Genomic DNA, 24,520 nt, shown 5'->3' on the forward strand with positions numbered 1-24,520 from the left:
AAAATTTCCAATTTTGGAGGCATTATAAAGAAAAAAGCCTTATTTAAAGGCTTTTTTAGGCTGTTTACATCCACCCTGAGGGAATCGAACCCCCATCTCAAGAACCGGAATCTTACGTGATATCCATTACACTAAGGGTGGAAACTTGTTTTATTATAACAGAAATTTGCTCTAATAACAAGTTTTTTATGGATGGACTAAGCGTCTATTAGTGGGAAGCATCACCATTCCAGATAGAGTTTTTCACGATTACATAATCAACGCGCTTGAGGTCAGCAACCTTGCGTCCACCTGCGTAGGAAATGGCACTTTGCAAATCTTGCTCCATCTCAGTAAGGGTATCTTGCAAATGTCCTTTAGCAGGAAGCAAAATGCGTTTACCCTCCACGTTTTTATAAGCACCCTTTTGGTATTGAGAAGCTGAACCATAGTATTCTTTGAACTGTTCGCCATCAACTTCAATCGTTTTCCCTGGACTTTCGATATGTCCTGCAAAAAGGGAACCGATCATGACCATGCTGGCACCGAAACGGATAGACTTAGCAATATCGCCATGAGTACGAATCCCACCATCAGCAATGATCGGTTTACGAGCTGCTTTAGCACACCAGCGAAGTGCTGCCAACTGCCAGCCACCTGTCCCAAAGCCAGTCTTGACCTTGGTGATACAAACCTTACCAGGACCGATTCCAACCTTTGTGGCATCCGCTCCAGCATTTTCCAATTCACGCACAGCTTCTGGTGTCCCAACGTTACCAGCAATGACAAAAGTATCTGGTAATTCCTTCTTGATGTGTTGGATCATAGAAATCACGCTATCCGCATGACCATGAGCAATGTCAATCGTGATGTACTCAGGAGCATCAGCCTTGAGCTGGCTAACAAAGTCATACTCGTAATCCTTAACACCAACAGAAATGGAAGCAATGAGCCCTTGATCGTGCATGCGTTTGATAAAAGGAATGCGCCCAGCCTCGTCAAAACGATGCATAATATAGAAGTACCCACCCTTAGCAAGTTGCTCTGCTACGTTCTCATCCAAAATCGTCTGCATATTTGCTGGCACAACAGGTAGTTTAAACGTATGATTTCCAAGTGTGACACTTGTATCCGCCTCTGAACGGCTTTTAATCACACATTTATTTGGGATCAACTGAATATCTTCGTAATCAAAAATTGGAAATTCATTTAACATATCGATGTCTCGTTTCTTTTATAATGACCTACCTATGCTTGCGCATCCCTACGCCTTTTCCCGACGTTTCCTTGACTTATTATAAACCAAAGTACAGTTTTTGTCAAATATCTTCAACAATCAAATCATATTGTTCGGAAATTACTTGTATAAATAGCCAAAAAAGTGAAGAGATTATTTTCTCCCCACTTCTTCATCAATAATCGCTTTAAAATTTTCTTCTGAATTTTCCATCATTTCATAAAATTCATTATAGGATAAAGCCTTCTGAGGAATTTGGATAGACCACTTTTTAAGCAAGACTCCGTACCCCACTACTTTTCCTATCTCACTATTTACTGACTGCTCCATACTAGGGAAAATCAGTCCGGCTTTCTCAGCTTTTAAAATATAAGAATAGGAAATCAGCTGGAACAAGTCCTCGCGGTTAATCCCTCTTTCAGTGAACTCCAGTTTCTTATATTTAGCATCTAAAACAGTATTTCGTTCTCTGTCATAAAAATCTGGATATACTTTTCGTTTCCCAACAGAAAATACTGAAATTCCGTTCGTCTTATCTTTATTTCGTGGATGGATGAAACCTTTTGGCAACAAGGTATGAACATACTCTTCCCAAAGCCAGGCAACATCAAAGAGAATACCATGTACCCTTTGAGATTGAGGGCCAAGACCATGCTTTTCTCTACTCAGAATCATCAAGCAGAGTTCCTGTAATTTTCTATACTCTCTAAAATAGGCGTGTCGGATGGGTTTCGTTTTATTCATTATGATAATCTTAGCACGATCAGCGAGTTTATAAGATGAGGTTACACGAGTAATTTCTGCCATATTTTCACGATTACTATCGAGCAGAACTCCGAAACCTTTCTGATTCTTAATGTACTCAATCGTATGCCGAATCAACTGCATGAGTGGATTATCATAGGTGAACTCTCTAGTGGTATAGGCAATGCTTCCCATAAAAGGAACATTTTTCTTAAGATGCATTCCTACATCTAGCACTCCCTTTACATGACTATCGTTATGGAAAAATCTCTGGTATTCCTTATAAAGACCTTTTCGAAGAGCAGCTTGCAGATATTTGGGAAAGAGGTAAATCAAAAGCTGATAGAGTTTATCCTCTTGAGATAGACCGATGTCTAAACTAGTCAAATTGATATTGAGAATCTTTTGTAAAAGATAATGCAAAAAATGGTCGTTACTTTCATCAGAAAAACGAGAGGAAATCGTTAATCTTTCCTGACCATATCCAAGAAAACCAATCACGTTCCCTGTCTTGATTTCCTGATTAACTGTTTCCAAAATCTTTTGGTCCTTGTCTAAATCAGGAGAATATTGCAGGTCATTTGGAAATATAAAGATACGGTCCTCTCGAGAAAGGTTATCTAGTGTTCTATCAAGAAGTGCTTGACTAAGGTTGGGATAATCTGTAACAAAGTCTTCTTTAGCAATTCTATGCTGATTATCAGTTATCCGCATCATCATCACCAGTCTCTTGCTGATCTGTTTGGTCGTTATTTATCAGATCAAATGCTTTTTTCAATGTATCCAGAATTTCGGCCTCTTCATAAGAACCTCGCAAGTAATCTTCTAAAAGTGGTTTGAGGTAATCAGACCAGAGTAATTCATAGTTAAAGTCTACATCCTTCAACTTAAGGAAATAACTTGGTCCAATATGATAATGACTGTTTAGCTCCTGAACGTTTTCGATAGCAGCGTTCAAGTTTTTTAAACGTTTTTTCGCTTCCTCCTCACGTCCATCTAGTTCGTTATCAAGAATGTATAACTGGCTTTCAGCAGTAACTTCAACAAAACGAAAACGACGGCGCATAGCAAAATCAAAGGTATCTACTGAACGGTCAATATCATTCATTGTTCCGATGATGTAGACATTCTCAGGAATATAAAATTTGTCATCAGTCTCATGTAAATTAGAATACTGGGTAGAAACGCTTCCCTTTTCACCACGATAACCAGGATCAATAGAGAAAAAGAGTTCCCCAAAAATCTTAGAAATCTCCCCACGGTTGATTTCATCGATGATGAAAACGAATTTCTTGTCTGTGTCAATCGTTGGAGATATATAATCGCATAATCCATAACTTTCTTTCATGTGATCCAAAACAATGTTTTGATAAGTTTCGTACTTTAAATTAGTCTCTTCACCCTTGTACAAAAGATACACTTTTTCTTTGGTAGCAACAGGAGAATCAAACTTCACATTCCCTTGACTGTTTAGACTGGCTGGAACAGAACTACGAGGAAAGAAGTATTGTCCTTGCTTTTCATTGATAGCATCCGTTAGCTTAGTCCACGTTTCCTCAAAATTATCTTGTCCACCAGTTTTCTGGGCTTCTTTAGCCTTCTGGCAAAACTGCTTAAAAATACCATCTTGTAATTTAAACTCAATAGCTCCATCCCCATTTGATACTGGTCTTAAACCTTCCACAAAATCCGTATAATCATAGGATGGGTGAAATTGTACAAATCCGATTTGGTCTTCGTTGCCATCCGTTAATTCTTTGGCAATTTCTTTAGCAAGATAAGTTTTTCCTGTACCAGGAGCACCACGGAGGATGAGGTTTTTGGATTGTAGTAGAGTTTGACTCAATGGATGATAAACCTTATATTCTGCAGACATTTTTTCTTCTTTCTTTTCTTTATCGTCTAGAAATTGTGTTGAATATTCAAATAAAATACTTCCCAACAATGATGGTTCCAGCTCAGGATATTTTTGCAATACGTGTTGACAAATCTCATGATTCTGAAGATAAGGTCCCCCTTGATTTTTTTGAGGAAGTAACTTGTTCCAGAATCTCTTTTGACTATTAAGATTTACACCTAAGAAAGGATATCCCTCAGAATAGATACAAAGTAGTTTTGTCACCACAGCAGAACGACCAATAAATTCATTCTTTGACTGTTTAATGTCAAAAATAGGGTTATTGAAATCTAACTTTCTACCAGCTTGGATAATCTCATACAAATCCGATTTTAATTTGTTAAATCGGTCTTCTAGTTCTGATTCTGGAATGATTTTATTAGCTTGATTCTTATAGCTTTTCGTATCCTCATTCCAATAAATACCAAATTTTGAAGAACCTCCTCCACCAATTCCCATAAATAATGATTGGTACTTTCCAGTCTCAAGAGCATAGCAAAATGACTTGTTTTGCGCCCCCTTTCCAATAACATAATCATCAATAGACATGGTTAAAATTCTATCAAGTGGCCATTCTTTAAGAAATTCTTCACGTAATTGTTCATTGTAAATACTATATTTAGATGCATCTTCTCTTAATCTTATTTTATTTTCTTGGTACCAATCATAAAAATCTTCCAAACTAACTTTTCTTTTCAGCATCATCTTACTCCTTTTATAATAATGTTCGAATAAAAAACTATATATTTCATATATAGAATATCATATCCTATAGAAAAAGAAAAGAATTTCTAAAGAAAAAGCCCAGTGTTAGGAGCTTCAATGTCTCTTAACACTAGACCTCTTTTTTATCTTAATAATATTCACCCTGACGGTAGTCCCATGAGTTAAAGGTATCTGACAGGTGCATCATGATTTTATCAATGTCAAGCCCTTTACGAATCACAACTGGGGCTGGTGAGATTGAGCGAGCTCCTCCTTGTTCTGGGATTAGTTTGCCGTCTTTATCAACCATAGACACCATCACACCTTGCTCGTAGCGCGTTTCAATCGTTTTGTCAGGTTGGATAGATGCCACATAGTCGTCTGCCTCGATGACAAGGTCCACTGCTCCTTCGATACGTTCTCCGATACCTTCCACCTTACCGCGGTTTCCTTTACCAGATGGGTTAGCTGATGAGGCGTAGACCATTTTACCTTCTTCCCAAAGTTTAGCAGCCAACTGTTCACCAGCTTTACCAAACTTGATGACAAAACAGCTAGTACCACGCACGTCGGTCATGAGCTCTTCACGACCATCCCCATAAGCTTTGAGTTTTTCAAAAGCTTCTGGTTTCCAAGGAAGGATACAACCGAGGAGAATGTCTTCGTCCCAATGTTTTTGGTAGAAGGCTTCAATTTCTGGGTTGAGTTGTGCTAAAGCGCGTAGCTCGTCCATGCTACCACAAAGTACAACACCTGGTTTGTTACGGTTACGTTCTTTGGCTGCAAACTTGCGTTCCAATCCTGCCTTGTCGCTGGTCATGATAATGTAACCAACTTTTGTAGGGCAAACAATGCACCCGCCCTCACCTTTTAAAATGTCGTAGCCTTCTTGTGAAAGTGTTCCATTCCATTGAATGTGTTTTGTCATAGTTCTATATTTCCTTTTCTATTTTTCTTCTAGTCCTGCCAGTAGGCTGGTCGTTGTTTTTCATAGGCAGCAATCAAGTCTTCATACTGCAAAGTAATTCCGATATCATCCAAACCATTTAAAAGCTTGTGTTTCCAATCACTATCGATCTCAAAGGAGAATTCTCCAACTGGTGAAATGATTTTTTGCTGTTCCAAGTCCACAGTTACCTGATCGGTCGGTTGTAGCTGGGCTAGTTTCTCTCGAACCTCTCTGGGCTGAACAATAGGCAACATGCCATTATTGAGTTCATTATTGTAATGAATGTCACCGAAAGAGCCTGCAATCACGACCTTAAAGCCATAATCTGCTAGTGCCCAAGCTGCGTGTTCCCTCGAAGAACCTGCCCCAAAGTTATCCCCTGAGATGAGAATACTAGCTTTTCGGTATTCAGGTCGGTTAAAAACAAAGTCTGGGTCCTCAGTATACTTGTCGTCTAGATAACGCCAAGCATACATGAGGTACTTACCAAAGCCTTTTTTATCAATCAACTTGAGAAACTGCTTGGGGAGTATTTGGTCGGTGTCGATGTTATCGTTCATGAGAGGAACGGTCGTTCCCGTATAAACTGTAAATTTCTCCATATCCTCTCCTTACTGGGCCTCTGGCATTTGCCGAACATCTACGAAACGCCCTGCAATAGCTGCCGCCGCTGCCATAGCTGGACTGCAAAGATGGGTTTTAGCACCAAATCCTTGTCTGTCTTCAAAGTTACGGTTACTGGTTGAAGCACAGTGGACTCCATCAGGTACCTTGTCGGGATTCATCCCTAGGCACATAGAGCAACCTGGGTCTCTCCACTCAAAGCCAGCGTCTAAGAATACTTTATCCAAGCCCAACTTTTCAGCAGATCGTTTGACAGGACGAGAGCCCGGGACTACGATAGCCGTTAAGTTGGGAGCAATCTTCTTCCCTTTGACAAATCGCGCAGCCAGCTGTAAGTCACTGAGTCGAGCATTAGTACAAGACCCGATAAAGATATAGCCTAGTTCAATGTCCGCTGGCTTTTGACCAGGCTCCAAATCCATGTAATGATAAGCTCGTTCATCGTTCATATCCTTAATTTCTGGGAAGCTACTGTCAAAGTCAACGCCCATAGCAGGATTGGTTCCCCAGGTCACCATAGGAGCCAAGTCTGAGACATCCATCTGGATAACCTTATCATAAACAGCATCATCATCGCTGACAAGCGTCTTCCAGTCAGCAACCGCCTCCTCAAAAGCTTTGGGGACGCATTCCCGTCCCTTGAGATAGTCATAGGTAGTCTGATCTGGATTCATGATTCCCATCTTGGAGCCAAACTCGATGGACATATTGCAGATGGTCATCCTCTCTTCCATGGTCAGTGCATCAATTGCTTGTCCACGATATTCCACCACATAGCCAACACCACAGGCAACGCCGTACTTGGCAATTAAGGCTAAAATGTAATCCTTAGAATAAACTCCTTTTTGAGGAACACCAGTGAATTCTACCAGCATTTTCTTGGGTTTGACCTGCCAGAGGGTCTGGGTAGCAAAGACATGCTCGACTTCACTGGTCCCAATCCCAAAGGCGATAGCTCCGAAAGCTCCGTGAGTAGCTGTATGGCTATCTCCACAGACGATGAATTTCCCCGGTTGCGTCCGTCCTGTCTCTGGACCTACCATGTGAACGATTCCTTGTTTTTCAGAACCGTGGGCAGCATGTTCAATCCCAAATTCCTCAACATTTTCAGCTAGCTTATCGATTTGGGCCTTAGAAATCACATCTCGAATATCGTATATATTGACCGTTGGTACATTGTGGTCAAAGGTTCCAAATGTCAAGTCTGGCCGTCTCAATCTGCGCCCAGCATCTCGTAATCCTTGAAAAGCTTGGGGACTGGTCACTTCATGAATATAGTGCTGATCCACATACATGAGTTGGGGTTGTCCTTCTTCTCCTGTGATGACATGGCGGTCCCATAATTTATCAAAAATCGATTTTCCTGCCATCCATTACCTCCAAATAAAATATAAGGCTACTAGTGTGGTCACCATCCCGAGAAACCAAACCGTTTTAAAATACCATTTTCTAGTCTTGTGGTGAAAGGTGATTCCTGCCAACCAGGCACCAAAACCACCACAAGTAAGGGCTAAAATGAGTAAGATTTTCTCTGGGATACGCCAAGCACCTCTTCTTGCCTTGAATTTGTCAATACCATAAATCAAGAAAATCAGCAAATTCCAAATCAAGAGGGCAAGCGTGATTCCTTCATTTATCTTCATAATCTTTCAATGATGGCTTCTGTCATTTCCTTGGTCGAAGCCTGTCCTCCAATATCTCTTGTTAAAATGCCAGCCGCTAAACTAGCTTCAACAGCATGCTCGATACGCTCCGCATCCTCATAACGTCCAAAGCTATCTCTCAACATCATGGCAACTGATAAAATCATGGAGATAGGATTGGCAATTCCTTGACCTGCAATATCGGGTGCCGAACCATGAATGGGTTCATAAAGACTTGGACCCTTTTCAGAATGACTGGCTGATGGCATAACACCAAGAGTGCCAGATAAAACGCTTGATTCATCAGATAAGATATCTCCGAAAAGATTCTCTGTCACGATGACATCAAACTTGGCAGGATTGGTAATCATAAGCATGGCAGCTGAGTCCACCAACTGGTGTTCCAAGGCCACATCTGGGAAATCTTGCGCGACTTCCTCAGCTACTCTGCGCCAGAGTTTTGATGTCGCTAGAACATTTTGCTTATCGATACTAGTAACGAGTTTTCTCCGATTTCTTGCAATTTCAAAGGCCTTGCGAATAATCCGCTCTACTTCCTCATAGCTGTAGTCATTGATATCACGCGCTTTGCGCTCTTCAAGGATATGATCTCCAAAGTAAATCCCCCCTGTCAACTCACGTACCACGACAAAGTCTACACCAGCAATTCGTTCGGGTTTGAGAGGTGACAAATGCTTGAGACTGTCAAAAATCTTAACAGGGCGAATATTGGCATAAAGCTTGAGTTCCTTACGAAGAGCCAGCAAGCCTTGTTCAGGCCGAACCGATGCTCCATCATACTGAGGACTACCGATAGCCGCAAGGAGAATCGCATCTGCTTCTCTACATGCCTTGAGGGTTTCATCAGGTAAGGGATGCCCCGCAGCATCAATACCTGCACCTCCAAAGGGGCGCTTGTCTATCACATAGTCAAAGTCAGTTTTTTCGGCTAGAGCTTCCAGAACTGCTAAACCAGCTTCCATGATTTCTGGACCGATTCCATCCCCTGCTAGAGCTACTATTTTCTTTGTCATAGCCTTCTCCTTTACACACTAGGCATGTCTCGGTAGGAGACGCTGCGCCCCATTTCACCAGCATTCTCTTTTTGAACAAAAGTATTAGCATTGATATAGGCAATAGCCGAAGCCTTCAATACATCGAAATCAAGACCTGCCGCGTTAAAGATGGTTTCTGTATCTCTGTTTTCAACAGTGACCAAGACACGAGCTTGAGCATCAATTCCATCCGTTACCGCGTCAATAGTATAGGACACCAAGCGAACAGATTGGTTAAAGAACTTATCGATAGCGTTAAAGATCGCTTCAACGGAACCTTGCCCTGTCGCATTAAATTCGACTTTCTCACCATCCATATTGGCCAGGCTAACGAGAGCTTCAATGTCATTATCTGCATGAGTTTGAAGTTGTAAATCATCAAAGTGGAAGCCTTCTGGGTTTTCAACCATGGTTCCAGCTACCAGAGCTCGAATATCTGCATCTGTGATTTCTTGTTTCTTGTCCGCTAGTGCCTTGAACTTAGCGAAGAGTGGTTTGATATCCTCTTCTGTAAAATCTAGGGCCAGTTCTCTTAGTTTTTCAACAAAGGCATGGCGACCTGACAATTTTCCAAGCGGAAGACTATTACTCTTGACACCGACCAATTCAGGTGTGATGATCTCATAAGTGAGAGGATTTTTAAGGACTCCATCTTGGTGAATGCCAGATTCATGAGAGAAGGCATTGCCACCAACGACAGCCTTGTTTTTAGGAACTGGAATACCAGAAAAGCGAGAAACCATTTCAGACGTATTCATTGTTTCATCCAAAACAATATCACTAGTTGCTTGGAAAAAATCCTCACGAATCTTCAAAGCAACAGCTACTTCTTCAAGAGCAACATTACCTGCGCGTTCACCGATACCATTAATAGTTCCCTGGACACGTCCAGCACCGTGTTTAATTGCTGTCAAAGTATTTGCAGTTGCCATACCGAGATCATCGTGACAGTGGACACCAAAGACAACTTTATGATCTGATTTAATATTTTCAGTCAAGTGATCAAAGATACGTGCAAACTCTTCTGGAGTCGTAAAGCCAACTGTGTCAGGGATATTGATATAAGATGCACCTGCATCGACCGCTGTTTGAACGACTTGTAAGAGGAAATCCAACTCTGTTCTAGTCGCATCTTCAGGAGAGAATTCGACGATTTCAAACTTAGAACGTGCGTAAGAAACATGTTCCTTGATAGCTTCTAAAATCTCTTCCTTGCTCTTATTGAGCTTATACTTGCGGTGAATCGGACTGGTAGCGATAAAGACATGAACCTGTGGATACTTGGCATCCTTAAGAGCCTCATAACAAGCATCAATATCAGATTTTACAGAACGAGCTAATCCTGTCACTGCTGTTTTTTTCATGACTTTAGCAATTTCTTGAACAGCTATAAATGAATCTGGACTAGCAGCCGGAAAACCAGCTTCAATTACAGAAATTCCCCATTTCTCCAGCTGTCTTGCAATAGAAACTTTTTCCTTTATTGAGAAGTTAACACCAGGTGTTTGTTCCCCATCACGAAGGCTTGTATCAAAAAATTCAACTTTACGCATAAGATTTCCCCTTTTCCAAATGTGGTTTTAAAAAAACATCTCGCTCGGGAACCCAAGCGAGATGTTGATTTACTCCCGCTTGGTAAGCCAAACAGGACTAATGCTTTTGCACTAGCCCGAGTACCTCAACAACAAAGCAAATTGATTAAACTTAGCTGTTTTCATGTTTGACTTTCTCCTTCGTTTGATATCTTGTTTAGTATTTTAGCATAGCTAAAAACACTTGTCAAGAAAAAATCCATTATTTTCTGAAAATTTCTTCAGTAAAGAATATTTTGCTAATTGAAAGTATTTGAAAACTCAAGCGAATTTTCTTATTTTTTCACAGTCAAGTTCCAACTTTTTTCGATGAGTTCTATCACTTCTTCATCTTGCAAACTATCATCAAGTGCCAGACTAAGCCAGTAGCGTTTATTCATATGAAAAGCTGGATAAATACCCTTTTGTGAAAGCAGGTCAGCTACTTGGTCGTGTTTGAGGTTGACTGCTTCGACTAGCCCTTCTCTCCCCTTTTCCAGCTTATCCCATGGGATCCTCATCACAACAGCATACCACTTTTGATTGCCTTCATGGCGCAATACAGCTGTATCAGGAGACTTTTCCCACAGATACTCCAACTGATTACCATACTTTTCTTGAACTTTAGTCATGATACGCTTAGTCTGAGGGCAGATAAAATCTTGCACATCAAAACAAGCCTTCCGAATCTGGTAAAGAATCTCCAAACAAGCCTCACGGACACTTCCGACAAAACTTCCCCTCATACTTTCCATATGTACTTGAGGATAGAGGTCACCCGTTTCCTGATCAAAGACCTGAAAACTCACATCATCAGTAGTGATAGAGACTGTCATGGAAAAGTCACCTTGCAAAATCTGGCAACTATAGTTCCATACTTCCCCATTTTCTACAAAACCATAGTCTCTGGCCTTTTCTTTATTAAACTGATAGGATTTAAAAATTTCAAACATAAGTGAAAACTGCCACCCAAAGCTAGCAGTTCCTTTCTATTTTTTAAAAGACAACCTTGGTTCCATGCAATTGTGTCACACCCAGCTGGTCGATAAAGGTTTGACGGTTGTCAAGGTCAATCCCCCCACCTGGTAAAATTTCAATTTTACCTTTAGCATGTTCCAAAATTCTGTGATAATGGGCGAAACGCTTGTCTAGCGAGTCACCAGACACACCAGCACGAGTCAAGATACGAGTGACACCAACTTGGCTGAGCCAGTCAATGGCTTCCAACTGGTCTTCATCACTCAATTCATCAAAGGCCATGTGAAAGACAATTTCCATTCCTTTAGATGCGGCAATCAGCTTCTCAAGATTAGGCTTATCTAACTTTTTATCAGCAGTTAATGCTCCAAAAACAACCCCTTGACTTCCAGCCTGCGCAGTCAAACGAATGTCTTCTAACATGATCTCTATTTCAAGATCAGTATAGACAAAGTCGCCACCACGGGGACGAATCATGGTCATAATGGTGGTGTCGTAGTTAGCTGCCAGTTCAACCGCTGCCTTGGTCACTCCATAGCTAGGTGTTGTTCCTCCTACTGCTAGATTGTCACAAAGTTCGATTCGACGAGCTCCAGCCTGCATCGCTTTTTCAAGCAAGGTTACATTTTCAGCACAAAATTCGTAAATCATTTGATTCTCCTTGATGTTTTCTTTGAATTTATTATATCATATTATTTTAAATATGCTTTCATTTTTATCAAGGCAAATAACTACTATTTTTATCTATTCTTTGTCAGGAATGACTTTAAAGAGATAGTAGGTGATAAAGATAGTCAAGGCTCCCAGACCGATTTTGACTGGCAAAAGAGGGGCAAAATAGATGGAAATTCCCATCAAAATGTAGATAGATACGATGATTTTTTTCTTGCGTTCTCGCGCGATTGACTTGGTTTCCCGAAAGTCAGCTACATAGGTCTGATAGAGCTTGGTATGATAAAGCCAGTCTTCAAAACGCTTAGAAGATTTTGAAAAGCAAGCGATAGACAGCAAAAGAAAGGGAGTTGTTGGCAAGAGCGGCAGGACAACACCTACAAGAGCTAGAGCCAAAGAAATAAAACCAATACAGAAATAAATAATGCGCATAACTTCTCCTAGATAAATTACTCTTCCTCTAGTTTCGCATATAATGAAGAAATTTGTCAAGCTTAAACTAAAAAGAGCCTGAAATTCATTTTCAGAACTCTGCATTTTATTTAATTTTTTCTTCTTCGTAGTCGCCATTACTACATACAACCTGCTTGCCACCACCACGGACTTTTTTCTCCACAAGGAAGTGTCCGCATTTCGGACAATCACGTCCAATTGGTTTGTCCCAGGAAGTAAATTCACATTCTGGATAGCGATTGCAACCATAGAAGATACGATTGCGCTTGGTTTTGCGTTCGATGATTTGTCCTTGATGACAGCTTGGACACTCGACTCCAATCTCTTTGACAATCGCTTGTGTATGACGGCAGTCTGGGAAGTTGCTGCAAGCATAGAATTTACCAAAACGACCGAGCTTAATCACCATCGGACTGCCACAAACTTCACAGTCAAATCCAGCTGGTTCATCCTTGATTTGAATTTTTTCCATTTCGGATTCAGCCTTGGCTACTTCTTTGGAGAATGGTTTGTAAAACTCATCAATGACACGTTGCCACTGCTCTTTACCAACTTCGACATCATCCAGTTTCCCTTCCATCTCAGCTGTGAAGGTCACGTTTACGATATCTGGGAAATATTCAACAATGAGTTTATTAACAATTTCTCCCAACTCTGTTGGTTCAAAACGTTTAGCAGCCAGACGAACGTAGTAACGTTTCTGAATGGTTTCAATGGTTGGAGCATAGGTTGACGGACGTCCAACCCCATTTTCCTCCAAGGTCTTGATAAGCGTCGCTTCTGAATAGCGAGCAGGTGGTTGGGTGAAATGTTGTTCTGGCTTGCTATTGACTTGCTTGACCACATCTCCAACAGCCATGTCTGGTAACATCTTGTTCTTGTCAGAGTCATTGTAGATAGCAAGATAACCATCAAACTTAACTTGACTACCATTTGCCGCGAATTGGACTCCATTTTGAGAGAGCTTGACAGCCATGGTATCAAAGATAGCTCCCGTCATCTGGCTAGCCACAAAACGGTTCCAGATAAGGGTATAGAGCTTGAGCTGGTCTTTGTCCAAGTACTTAGCGATGCTTTCAGGTGTGTTAAAGACACTAGATGGACGAATGGCTTCGTGGGCATCCTGAGCACCTGAGGCATTCTTGACCTTGCTACCATGCTTAGAATACTTGCTACCAAAGCGGTCGTTAATATAGCTTGCTGCTTCGTTCTGAGCCACAGGACTGATACGAGTCGAGTCTGTACGCATATAGGTAATCAAACCTTGCACGCCCGATCCGATATTGATCCCTTCATAGAGCTGTTGGGCTACCATCATAGTCTTTCGAGTACGGAAATTGATTTTGTTAGCAGCATCCATCTGCATGGTTGAAGTTGTATACGGTAGGGGCGCATTGCGTTTGCGTTCTTTCTTATCTACCTGGTCTACTGTGAAATCTTTACTAGTCAAATGGGACAAGACTTCTTTGACCTCTTCATTGGTGGTCAATTTCATCTTTTTGCCATTCATACCATAGAAAGAAGCCTGAAATTGCTTGGTTCCCTTCTTAAAGACACCATCAATTGTCCAGTATTCTTCTGGTTGGAAGGCATTGATTTCATTTTCACGGTCAATGATGAGCTTAAGGGCAACAGACTGCACGCGTCCTGCTGATAAGCCCTTCTTGACCTTTTTCCACAAAATTGGTGAAATCGAATACCCTACCAAGCGGTCCAAGACACGACGAGCTTGTTGGGCGTCGACCAAGTCCATGTCAATCTTGCGCGGTTCCTTAAAGGCATTTTTAACCGCGTCTTTGGTGATTTCATTAAATACCACACGGTTGGCATCATTTTCATCCAAGTTGAGAATGTGAGCCAAGTGCCAGGAAATCGCTTCTCCTTCACGGTCCGGGTCACTCGCCAGAAAGACTTTATTGGCCTTTTTAGCTTCTTTTTTCAGATCATTGATGAGAGGACCTTTTCCACGGATATTGATATACTGCGGTTCATAGTTATTTTCAATATCGACTGACATACTGGATTTCTTCAAATCACGGATATGTCCGACACTAGCTAGAACCTTATAATTTCTGCCTAAATATTTCTCAATCGTTTTCGCCTTGGCAGGCGACTCCACGATGACTAGATTTTTCTTAACTGTTGATTTTTTCTTCTTTGTTGCCGTAGCCACACTATCACACCTTTTCAAAGTAATAAACTTTATAAAGTGTAAACCATTTTTCTATAGCTGTCAAGACTTAACTCCTATAGTATAGAAGAAAAGTTTATCTGAGTGAACCATTTCTCCTTAAAATTCAAACTCAGCCAGTACATCTTGACCGCTGGTGACCAGTTTTGCTCCCTCTTGGATCAGGTGGTGACAGCCATCTGAATGGCCATCTAAAATGTTTCCTGGAATGGCAAAGACATCACGACCTTCCTCCATAGCTCGCTCACAGGTGATGAGACTACCAGAACGCATCCTTGCCTCTGCTACAATGACTCCTCGACATAATCCTGCTATGATACGATTTCGAGCTGGAAAATGAAATTTCAGAGGTTGCTCGCCAGGTCCATATTCACTGAGAACCAGATGGTCATTGCCAATATACTCCTGCAAGCGTTTATTGGCGCGGGGATAGAAAACATCCAATCCTGTTCCAATCACTGCAATTGTTCTTCCTCCATTCTGGAGTGCAGCCATATGGGCAGCCGTATCAATCCCTTTGGCTAAACCACTGACCACAATTAACTCGTTTTCCAAACCTTGAATGACTTTCTGGACCGACTTTGCTCCCTGACTAGAACATGAACGACTCCCTACAACAGCAACCTTTGGAAATTTCAACAGGTCTAGATTTCCTTTATAAAACAAGAGCGCTGGAGCATCATAAATCTCACTCAGATCCCAAGGATAACAGTCATCAAGAATCGAGAAGGATGGAAATTTCTGAAACTCCTTCTCCAACTGTGCATCATCTATCTGGAAATAGCGTTCCATAAAGACAGCAGGATTACGGCATCCAGATATTTCTGCAATATCACCTAGCAAGAGCTCCTGATCTACAGTCTCGTCGTATTCAAGAACAGTTAAAATTTGTTGATTGGTCAGCCCAGCTTTTCTCAATTTGTAAATCTCATAGTTTGTGATCTTCATATACAACTCCATTTCTTTTACTACTCATCTATCTATTCGAAAATAAAATAAAAAAGAAGACATGATAAATTGATTTTTGTGTTTATCCAACTTTCGTATGTGATAACTTGGTTCATCAAAAACACAAAAAACTCTTGAGAAATCTTCAAGAGTTTTGTTTCAACTTTCTATTCTTCATCCATACTCAAAACGCTGAGGAAGGCTTCTTGTGGGACTTCTACTGATCCGATAGCTTTCATGCGTTTCTTACCAGCTTTTTGTTTTTCAAGGAGTTTGCGTTTACGAGAAACGTCACCACCATAACACTTGGCAAGTACATTTTTACGAAGGGCCTTGATATCAGTACGAGCCACAATCTTGTGTCCAATAGCTGCTTGGATTGGTACTTCAAATTGTTGACGAGGAATGATTTTCTTGAGCTTGTCCACGATGAGTTTCCCACGTTCGTAGGCAAAGTCCTTGTGAACGATAAAGCTGAGGGCGTCCACCTTGTCTCCATTGAGAAGGATATCCATTTTGACTAGCTTAGATGGGCGGTACTCTGACAATTCGTAGTCAAAGCTTGCATAACCACGCGTCGAAGACTTAAGCTTATCAAAGAAGTCAAAGACAATTTCAGCAAGTGGAATTTGATAGATGACATTAACACGGTTATCATCAATATAGTCCATGGTCACAAAGTCACCACGCTTACGTTGAGCCAGTTCCATCACCGCTCCGACAAACTCCTGCGGTACCATGATTTGCGCCTTAACATAAGGCTCTTCAATGGTCGCAATCTTGGTTGGGTCTGGAAATTCAGAGGGGTTAGACACATCCATAGACTCCCCGTCGGTCAAGTTAACCTTGTAAATAACAGACGGAGCTGTCATAATGAGGTCAATATTGAACTCACGCTCTAAACGCTCTTGGATAACATCCATATGGAGAAGCCCAAGGAATCCACAACGGAAACCAAATCCAAGGGCCTGTGACGTTTCAGGTTCAAACTGCAAGCTGGCATCGTTGAGCTGCAATTTTTCAAGGGCTTCACGAAGGTCATTGTACTTATTTGATTCGATTGGGTAAAGTCCTGCAAAGACCATAGGGTTCATTTGCTTGTACCCATCTAGCGCTTCTGCGGCAGGATTGGTTGCCAAGGTAACTGTATCACCCACACGAGTATCTTGAACCGTCTTGATAGAAGCCGCAATATAACCAACGTCACCTGTCGCTAGGAAATCGCGCCCGACTGCTTTCGGTGTAAAAATTCCGACCTCAGTCACATCAAAGGTCTTGCCATTGCTCATGAGCTGAATCTTATCGCCAGGTTTGACAACTCCATCCATGACACGCACTTGGAGGATAACCCCACGATAGGCATCATAAACTGAGTCGAAAATCAAGGCTTTTAATGGAGCTGAAACATCACCAGTTGGTGCGGGAACTTTCTCTACGATCTGCTCAAGAATTTCTTCAATACCAATACCAGCTTTGGCTGAAGCTAAGACCGCTTCGCTAGCATCCAGTCCGATGACATCCTCAATCTCTGTACGAACACGTTCTGGATCGGCTGCTGGTAGGTCAATCTTGTTAATGACTGGCAGAATTTCCAAATCATTGTCCAAGGCTAGATAAACGTTGGCAAGAGTTTGTGCCTCAATTCCTTGCGCAGCATCAACCACCAAAATCGCCCCTTCACAGGCTGCTAGTGAACGCGAAACTTCATAGGTAAAGTCCACGTGCCCTGGCGTGTCAATCAAGTGGAAAATATAGGTTTCTCCATCTTTTGCAGTATAATTGAGCTCAATGGCATTAAGTTTAATGGTAATCCCACGTTCACGCTCAAGATCCATACTATCCAAAAGCTGTGCCTGCATTTCACGACTAGAAACCGTCTCCGTCTTTTCTAAAATGCGGTCTGCTAGGGTTGATTTCCCATGGTCAATATGGGCGATAATAGAGAAGTTTCGAATCTTCTCCTGTCGTTTTTTTAATTCTTCTAAGTTCATGCTGCTCTTCCTTTCAGGGTATCTATTAATTATAAATTGTTTTTAACATTTTGACAAGACCATACCCTGCTAGGAGTACTAATCTTCGGCAATAAAACCATCATTTTCGATAAAGTGGTGTTCGGTCATACCTTGGTCAGTAAAGACGATCCCATGAAGGACACCACCATAAACAGCTCCTCCATCCATGCCAATCTTGCCATCTTCTGTCATCCAAAGCTCAGCAGTACCTCGGTCTTGCTTGAGCAAACCATAAACCGGTGTATGCCCAAAGACAATGGTTTTTCCAGTATGATTTTCGGCTTCGTGGAATGGTTTTCTGAGCCAGACTTTTTTATAATCTGTTGTTTCATGCCAATCATCCAAGGTCAAATCGATACCCGCATGAACAAAGATATACTTGTCTGTCTCTACTACAAATGGCATTTGACGGATAAATTCGACCAAATCTGCCGCTTCAGTCGCAACACGTTTGGCATCTTCTACTCCATCAACTGGTGCATCCAAGGGACGACCTAGGATTGAGTTAATAGTTGTATCTCCTCCATTGCGACGATAATGGTCATAGCTTTCTTCTGGGTCATCGAGCCAAGTCAGAAACATATACTCGTGGTTTCCTGATAGACAGATCGCCCCATGATTGTCGACCAAGTCCTTAACCATTTCTAGAACACGGCGACTGTCTTCACCACGATCAATCAAATCCCCTAGAAAGAGCAGCTGCGTTTGCCCATCCCAGGTTTTGAGAAGGTCTTCTAGCATCCCAGCTTTTCCGTGAACATCTCCAATTACATAATAGTCTGTCATTTATTTCTCCCTCGTTTGCAATAATTCTCTGGCTTGGGTAAGGGCCGCCTCTGTTACATTCTCCCCAGCCAACATCTTAGCTACTTCCTCTACTCGCTCTTCTAAAGTCAAGAGGCGAACCGTCGACACCGTAGAATGCTCATCACTAATCTTCTCAATAAAGAATTGATAATCTGCAATGGCAATCACTTGTGGAAGGTGAGAAATAGCAAGAACCTGACCATGCTGGCCAATCTTATGAATCTTTTGAGCAATGGCTTGGGCCACACGACCTGAGACTCCCGTATCTACCTCATCAAAGACAATACTGGTCTTCCCTTCCTTACGAGAAAAGGCTGACTTGATAGCCAACATGAGGCGGGATAATTCCCCACCAGACGCAACCTTAACCAAAGGCTTAAAGTCTTCACCAGGGTTGGTCGAAATGTAAAACTCGACCGTTTCATTCCCCTCACGACTGAATTTGCCCTTGCTAAAGCGAACCTGGAACTGTGCCTTCTCCATATAGAGGTCCTGAAGTTCTTGCTTAATCTCAGCTTCAAGCTGCTGAGCCAAATCATGACGAGCAGATGCAAGCTGCCCTGCCAAATCGACAAGATCGACTTCCAATTTCTTGAGCTCTGCTTCCATGTCTTCGGAAGAAAGGTTGTTACCAGTCAAGAGATTGTATTCATCCGTAATCTTAGCAAAATAAAGCAGGACATCGTCCACAGTCCCACCGTACTTGCGGGTAATAGTATTTAAAAGGTCTAAACGATTTTCAACCTGCATGAGGCGATTGCCATCAAAATCCAAGTTCTCAATAATATCTTCTAAACGCTTAGTAATATCTTCTAAAACATAGTAGGTCTCTGAGAGAGAACTCGAAATTTCACGGTATTCAGGGTCATACTCTTCGACACTTTCCATGTCATTCATGGCTGAACGAACATTGGCAAGACTGGAGAATTCCTCATTGTCCAACATAGTGTAGGCATTGGTTAGCGTATCTGCTATATTCTTGTGATTGAGGAGTTTATCTCGTTCTTGGTTGAGAGCCAAGTCTTCACCAGCCTGCAAGTTTGCTGCCTCAATCTCTGCCATTTGAAATTCCAACATTTCAATACGAGCCTTATGTTCCTGCTGGTTTTTCTTGACTTCCAAAACCTGCTTGCGCATTTTGCGATAGGCATCAAAGCTCGTCTGATAGGTCTCCTTCAAGTCCAAGAAAGCAGCATCACCAAACTCATCCAGCATCTGGATATGCAGTTGCGGACGCATTAACTCTTCTTGGTCATGTTGACCATGAATATCGACAAGATGCTGGCCAATTGCACGCAAAACAGAAAGATTGACCATCTGCCCATTCACGCGACTTACACTTCGCCCATTTTGAAGAATTTCACGACGGATGATAATCTCGTCACCCATTTCCAACCCTTGCTCTTCAAAGAGTTCTTGTAAAGAACGGCTATTCTCAACAGAGAAAAGTCCCTCAATCTCTGCCTTTGGCGCACCATGACGAATAACATCTGTAGTCGCTCTAGCTCCTAACATCATGTTCATGGCATCGATGATGATCGATTTCCCAGCACCTGTTTCACCAGTTAAGACTGTCATGCCTTTTTCAAAATTGAGCGAAATCGCCTCTATAATGGCAAAGTTTTTTATCGAAATTTCAAGTAACATATAAACCTACCAATTTTTTACTTGTTCAAATATTTCCTTGGCATCTTCTTCATTTCTCAAGATAATCAAAATTGAGTTGTCGTCTGCCAGACAGTTGAAAATTCTCTCTGAGAAAGTATTCATCAGCTGACTCTTGACAAAGGCAGTATTCCCAGGAATGACATCCAGATTGATCATATTTCCCATGCGCTCAGAACCTATTATGTTATTCTCAGCCAACTGCAAACTTCTTACAATTGTTTTTGGCAATTCATAGATGTATTTATTGTTCTTCAAGGGAATTTTTACAATACCCAGTTCCTTAATATCTCGTGACACCGTCGCTTGAGTGGCAGAGATACTTGCTTCTTTTAAATGCTCAACGATTTCTTCCTGTGTTCCGATTTGATAATCTGTTACAAATCTTCTAATTTTTTCAAGTCTCTCTTTTTTATTCATCTTTAAATTCTCTATGTGCTCTCTCTACAACTTTTTCTATTTCTGGGGCAACTTGATTACTTGCTCCCTCTTCCTTTTTCAAATAAGCTAAAAACTCAATGTTTCCATGTCCACCTTGGATTGGTGAATAGTCTAATCCAAGCACTGAAAAACCTTGATCAACTGCCATAGCAGTGACAGATTCAAGGACATTCTGATGGACCTTGGCATCGCGAATGATTCCATTCTTCCCAATCTGCTCACGACCTGCTTCAAACTGGGGTTTGACAAGTGCTACCACCTGACCTTGTTCAGCCAACACACGATGCAAGGCTGGTAAGATCAGACTAAGGGAAATGAAACTCACATCAATACTGGCAAAGCTCGGCTCCTTTTCGAAATCAGTCTTTTCAGCATAACGAAAATTAAACTGCTCCATGCTGACAACCCGTGGGTTTTGGCGTAATTTCCAAGCCAACTGATTGGTACCAACATCAACTGCAAAGACCAACTCAGCACCATTCTGCAACATGACGTCGGTAAATCCTCCAGTGGAGGCCCCAATATCAATCGTTGTCGCTCCTTCCACTGATAGATCAAAGACTTGCAAGGCCTTTTCCAGTTTCAAACCACCGCGGCTAACATACTTGAGTTTTTCACCCTTGAGTTTTAGCTCGGTGTCGTCTGGAATTTTCTCTCCTGGTTTGTCAAACCGCTCCCCATTAAGGACTGCTACGACAAGCCCAGCCATGACACCACGCTTGGCCTGTTCACGTGTTTCAAACAAGCCCTGTTTATAAGCTAGTACATCCACTCTTTCCTTAGCCATTGATTCTCAAACTTTCTACTATTTTCACAATCGGCTCTGTTTCAAAGCTGACTTGCTGGGCAATTTCTTCTAATTTTTCATTAGCTTGATCCAAAGTTTGGTTACAAAAGGCCTTGGCCTCTTCCAAGCCCAACAAGGCTGGATAGGTTGACTTTTCTGCCTGCAAATCCTTTTGTGGTGTTTTGCCGATTTCCTCAAAACTAGCTGTCACATCCAGCACGTCATCTCTTACTTGAAAAGCCAGCCCAATCAATTCACCAACCGTTTTCAGTTTTGCTTGGGTTTCAGGAGCTAATTCAGCTATGATAGCAGCTGCTTGGAAAGGATAAGCTAGTAACTTACCTGTTTTATTGGCATGAATGGTCTGAAGTTCTTCCAAAGACAAGTGCTGATGTTCGCCTTCCATGTCCAAAACCTGCCCTGCAACCATTCCCAGACTTCCTGAAGCAAGGGATAAGTTGGCAATCAAGTCCACCTTGATCTGACTGGGCAAATCTGCCTGCGCTATCAAAGCATAGGGATCTAGGAACAAAGCATCGCCTGCCAAAATTGCCATAGCTTCACCGAATTTCTTATGGTTGGTCAAGCGTCCACGTCGATAATCATCATCATCCATAGCAGGAAGATCATCATGAATCAAGCTCCCTGTATGAATCATTTCCAAGGCCGCAGCTACCTGTGCATGCGCTGGTCTAATAGCAACATGCAAGGCTTCCAAAACCTCTAACAAGAGAAAAGGTCGAATACGCTTGCCACCAGCATGAATGGAATAGAGAACGGACTCTCGCAAACTAGAGGCAAACTGCTGGTCTCCATAAAAATTTTCCAAGGCAGACTCGACAAGAGCTAATTTTTCTTGCTTCTTCATTCAAAATCACTTTCTGTTCCATCTTCTTGCATGACCTTGACCAAGGTTTTTTCAGCCTTGTCCAGCGTCGCTTGAAGCTCTTTTGACAAGACCATGCCCTTTTGAAAGGCAGCAATCGCATCTTCTAAAGCAATTTCACCATTTTCTAAACTTTGGACAATGGTCTCCAGTTCTGCTAGATTTTCCTCAAATTTCTTTTGTTTTGACATCTTTAACCTCTAATTCTACTTGACCATCTCGCATCAAAAGCGTCACTTGGTCTTTTTTCTTCAAACTCTCAACCGAATCGATAACTGACTCTTCTTTTTTGACAATAGCATAACCACGCGCCACGATTCGACTGGTATCCAACATCAGTAAGGCTTCTGAAAGTCGCTTGACTTCAGCGACCTTGGCATCATAAACCAGCGCCATTTGGCTACGTAGGAGCTTGTCCAACTGAGCAAGACGATCCTGATAGCGTTGGATTTTAGTTATAGGTGATAATTGCACCAGTCTGTGCGTCCTTGCTTGAACTACTTGTTTGTTATCAGAAATTCGTGTTCGCAAACTTTGTTTTAATCGCAGTTGCAGTTGATCCAAGCGTTGCAAATAGCCATCATACAAGCGCTCTGGCTGTCTAAAGATGACTGACTGACTGCATTTTTTCAGAGCTTCTTTTTTTCTTGACAGGACATTCTGAACTGCTGTTGCCATCCGCTTTTCTTGATTTTGCAAATGGGCCAGAAGATCCAACTTGGTTACAGGTGTTGCCAGTTCAGCTGCAGCTGTTGGCGTTGCAGCACGGCGATCAGCCACAAAATCCGCCAAGGTCACATCCGTCTCATGCCCAACACTGGAGATAACTGGCAAACGGGATTCAAAAATAGCCCGTACCACAATCTCTTCGTTAAAGGCCCAGAGATCCTCGATGGAACCCCCACCACGACCAATGATGAGCAAATCCAAGTCGTCACGTTGATTGGCACGCGCAATATTTCGAGCAATTTCCTCCGCAGCTCCATCACCTTGCACCTTGGTCGGATAGAGAAGGATATCGATACCAGGAAACCGTCTGCTCACGGTCGTGATAATATCTCGAATAACGGCTCCACTGCGACTGGTCACCACACCAATTCTCTTAGAAAATTGGGGAAGAGGTTGCTTGAACCGTTCTTGAAAGAGGCCTTCCTCAGTTAGTTTTTTCTTGAGTTGTTCAAACTGAATCGCAAGCGCCCCGACCCCATCAGGCTCAGCTTTTTCAATGATGATGGAGTAGCTACCGCTCGGTTCATAAACCTGAACACGCCCAATTACATTGATCTTCATTCCCTCTTCGAGGTCGAAACCTAATTTTTGATAAATCCCAGACCAGATGGTCGCTTGAATGACTGCATGGTCGTCTTTTAGGGAGAAATATTGGTGAGTAGGTCGTTTGCGAAAGTTGGAAACTTGACCAGTTAAATAGACCCGTTCCAAGTAAGGGTCTTTATCGAATTTCATTTTCAGATACTTAGTCAAAGTTGTTACCGATAAATACTTTTCCATCTCCACCTACTATTCATTTTCTTGCTTTTCCATGGGTATTATTATACCAAAAACATGCTTAAAAATCACCTTTTTCCTACTGAAACTCAAGGAAAAATAGAAAAAGGAGGTCATGCCTCCTCATCTGATTATTTGCTGTTACGAGCTTCTTCCAAAACCTTTGCAATTTTTGTTGTCAACAGGTCGATAGCCACGGTATTGCTGACTCCCTCAGGAATGACGATATCGGCATAACGCTTGGTCGGCTCGATGAACTGATGGTACATGGGTTTGACCACACCCAAGTACTGGTCAATCACGCTATCTAGACTACGACCACGCTCTTCCATATCACGCTTGATACGACGAATAATGCGCACATCATCATCCGTATCCACAAAAATCTTGATGTCCATCAAATCACGCAAGCGCTTGTCCTCCAAGACCAGAATCCCCTCAACGATAAAGACATCTTGAGGCTCCTGACGATAGGTCTTGCTACTCCGTGTATGCTCTGTATAGTCATAAGTCGGGATGTCCACCGGGCGTCCCGCCAACAATTCCTTAATCTGCTCGATCATCAAGTCTGTATCAAAGGCAAATGGATGGTCATAGTTGGTTTTGACACGCTCTTCAAAGGTCAAATGAGACTGATCCTTGTAGTATGAATCATGCTCAATCATGGAAATCTTTTCATCAGGGAAGTGCGATAAAATGGCTCTTGAAACACTGGTCTTACCACCACCAGAACCACCTGTCACTCCGATAATGATTGGTCTATTTTGCAT

General features: G+C 42.0%; 23 protein-coding genes and 1 tRNA gene. All 24 read right to left on the reverse strand.

Annotation, left to right across the window (positions count from 1 at the left end; all coding sequences use genetic code 11):
• Window positions 1-69: 69 nt before the first annotated feature.
• Window positions 70-141, reverse strand: a tRNA-Arg gene (locus B7705_RS07105).
• 67 nt (window positions 142-208) lie between these two features.
• Window positions 209-1,195, reverse strand: coding sequence for a GMP reductase (locus B7705_RS07110; RefSeq protein WP_084948696.1), 987 nt, complete (start codon window positions 1,193-1,195; stop codon window positions 209-211).
• 174 nt (window positions 1,196-1,369) lie between these two features.
• Window positions 1,370-2,674, reverse strand: coding sequence for an McrC family protein (locus tag B7705_RS07115; protein WP_084949221.1), 1,305 nt, complete (start codon window positions 2,672-2,674; stop codon window positions 1,370-1,372).
• Entirely contained in the window at window positions 2,661-4,559 is a 1,899-nt protein-coding gene (locus B7705_RS07120) for an McrB family protein (protein WP_084948698.1), read from the reverse strand. Before B7705_RS07120 ends, B7705_RS07115 begins: the two co-directional genes overlap by 14 nt.
• Window positions 4,560-4,710: 151 nt before the next feature.
• Window positions 4,711-5,490 carry an L-threonylcarbamoyladenylate synthase gene (locus B7705_RS07125; protein ID WP_070683945.1) on the reverse strand — a complete coding sequence of 260 codons (780 nt, stop codon included), beginning with the start codon at window positions 5,488-5,490 and terminating at the stop codon, window positions 4,711-4,713.
• 29 nt (window positions 5,491-5,519) lie between these two features.
• Window positions 5,520-6,113 (reverse strand): 3-isopropylmalate dehydratase small subunit, encoded by a 594-nt coding sequence (gene leuD / locus B7705_RS07130; RefSeq protein WP_084948699.1) that lies wholly within the window; start codon window positions 6,111-6,113, stop codon window positions 5,520-5,522.
• A gap of 9 nt (window positions 6,114-6,122) precedes the next feature.
• The gene (gene leuC / locus B7705_RS07135) at window positions 6,123-7,505 is read right to left on the reverse strand and encodes a 3-isopropylmalate dehydratase large subunit (protein WP_084948701.1); all 1,383 of its coding nucleotides are present in this window, start codon (window positions 7,503-7,505) and stop codon (window positions 6,123-6,125) included.
• Between the two features lie 3 nt (window positions 7,506-7,508).
• Entirely contained in the window at window positions 7,509-7,778 is a 270-nt protein-coding gene (locus B7705_RS07140) for a DUF1294 domain-containing protein (RefSeq protein WP_084948702.1), read from the reverse strand.
• Window positions 7,775-8,812, reverse strand: a complete 1,038-nt coding sequence (gene leuB, locus B7705_RS07145; RefSeq protein WP_084948703.1) for a 3-isopropylmalate dehydrogenase — start codon at window positions 8,810-8,812, stop codon at window positions 7,775-7,777. The genes B7705_RS07140 and leuB overlap by 4 nt, the downstream gene beginning before the upstream one ends.
• An 11-nt stretch (window positions 8,813-8,823) precedes the next feature.
• On the reverse strand, window positions 8,824-10,386 hold the full coding sequence (locus B7705_RS07150) for a 2-isopropylmalate synthase (protein WP_057489169.1): 1,563 nt from the start codon (window positions 10,384-10,386) through the stop codon (window positions 8,824-8,826).
• Between the two features lie 314 nt (window positions 10,387-10,700).
• Complete coding sequence (locus tag B7705_RS07155) at window positions 10,701-11,357, reverse strand: MmcQ/YjbR family DNA-binding protein (protein ID WP_084948704.1); 657 nt, start codon at window positions 11,355-11,357, stop codon at window positions 10,701-10,703.
• 43 nt (window positions 11,358-11,400) lie between these two features.
• A complete protein-coding gene (locus tag B7705_RS07160; protein WP_084948706.1) occupies window positions 11,401-12,033 on the reverse strand; it encodes a copper homeostasis protein CutC in 633 nt (210 codons plus the stop codon).
• Window positions 12,034-12,126: 93 nt separating this feature from the next.
• Window positions 12,127-12,486, reverse strand: a complete 360-nt coding sequence (locus tag B7705_RS07165; RefSeq protein ID WP_001220344.1) for a YbaN family protein — start codon at window positions 12,484-12,486, stop codon at window positions 12,127-12,129.
• A gap of 106 nt (window positions 12,487-12,592) precedes the next feature.
• Window positions 12,593-14,680, reverse strand: a complete 2,088-nt coding sequence (gene topA, locus B7705_RS07170; protein ID WP_057489171.1) for a type I DNA topoisomerase — start codon at window positions 14,678-14,680, stop codon at window positions 12,593-12,595.
• Between the two features lie 117 nt (window positions 14,681-14,797).
• On the reverse strand, window positions 14,798-15,646 hold the full coding sequence (dprA, locus tag B7705_RS07175; protein ID WP_084948708.1) for a DNA-processing protein DprA: 849 nt from the start codon (window positions 15,644-15,646) through the stop codon (window positions 14,798-14,800).
• A 167-nt stretch (window positions 15,647-15,813) separates the two neighbouring features.
• Window positions 15,814-17,637, reverse strand: coding sequence for a translation elongation factor 4 (gene lepA, locus B7705_RS07180; protein ID WP_084948709.1), 1,824 nt, complete (start codon window positions 17,635-17,637; stop codon window positions 15,814-15,816).
• A 78-nt stretch (window positions 17,638-17,715) separates the two neighbouring features.
• Window positions 17,716-18,444: a metallophosphoesterase family protein gene (locus B7705_RS07185; RefSeq protein WP_061452490.1), complete on the reverse strand. Its 729-nt coding sequence runs from the start codon at window positions 18,442-18,444 to the stop codon at window positions 17,716-17,718.
• Window positions 18,445-20,112, reverse strand: coding sequence for a DNA repair protein RecN (recN, locus tag B7705_RS07190; protein WP_084948711.1), 1,668 nt, complete (start codon window positions 20,110-20,112; stop codon window positions 18,445-18,447).
• 6 nt (window positions 20,113-20,118) lie between these two features.
• Window positions 20,119-20,550, reverse strand: coding sequence for an arginine repressor (locus B7705_RS07195; protein WP_084948712.1), 432 nt, complete (start codon window positions 20,548-20,550; stop codon window positions 20,119-20,121).
• The gene (locus B7705_RS07200; RefSeq protein ID WP_084948713.1) at window positions 20,543-21,358 is read right to left on the reverse strand and encodes a TlyA family RNA methyltransferase; all 816 of its coding nucleotides are present in this window, start codon (window positions 21,356-21,358) and stop codon (window positions 20,543-20,545) included. The genes B7705_RS07195 and B7705_RS07200 overlap by 8 nt, the downstream gene beginning before the upstream one ends.
• On the reverse strand, window positions 21,351-22,226 hold the full coding sequence (locus tag B7705_RS07205) for a polyprenyl synthetase family protein (RefSeq protein ID WP_084948715.1): 876 nt from the start codon (window positions 22,224-22,226) through the stop codon (window positions 21,351-21,353). Before B7705_RS07205 ends, B7705_RS07200 begins: the two co-directional genes overlap by 8 nt.
• On the reverse strand, window positions 22,223-22,435 hold the full coding sequence (locus B7705_RS07210; RefSeq protein ID WP_000043226.1) for an exodeoxyribonuclease VII small subunit: 213 nt from the start codon (window positions 22,433-22,435) through the stop codon (window positions 22,223-22,225). Before B7705_RS07210 ends, B7705_RS07205 begins: the two co-directional genes overlap by 4 nt.
• The gene (xseA, locus tag B7705_RS07215; RefSeq protein WP_084948716.1) at window positions 22,413-23,753 is read right to left on the reverse strand and encodes an exodeoxyribonuclease VII large subunit; all 1,341 of its coding nucleotides are present in this window, start codon (window positions 23,751-23,753) and stop codon (window positions 22,413-22,415) included. Before xseA ends, B7705_RS07210 begins: the two co-directional genes overlap by 23 nt.
• A gap of 128 nt (window positions 23,754-23,881) precedes the next feature.
• A complete protein-coding gene (gene udk / locus B7705_RS07220; RefSeq protein ID WP_038806045.1) occupies window positions 23,882-24,520 on the reverse strand; it encodes a uridine kinase in 639 nt (212 codons plus the stop codon).

This window comes from Streptococcus oralis subsp. dentisani (assembly GCF_002096685.1).
GTDB lineage: Bacteria > Bacillota > Bacilli > Lactobacillales > Streptococcaceae > Streptococcus > Streptococcus oralis_AD.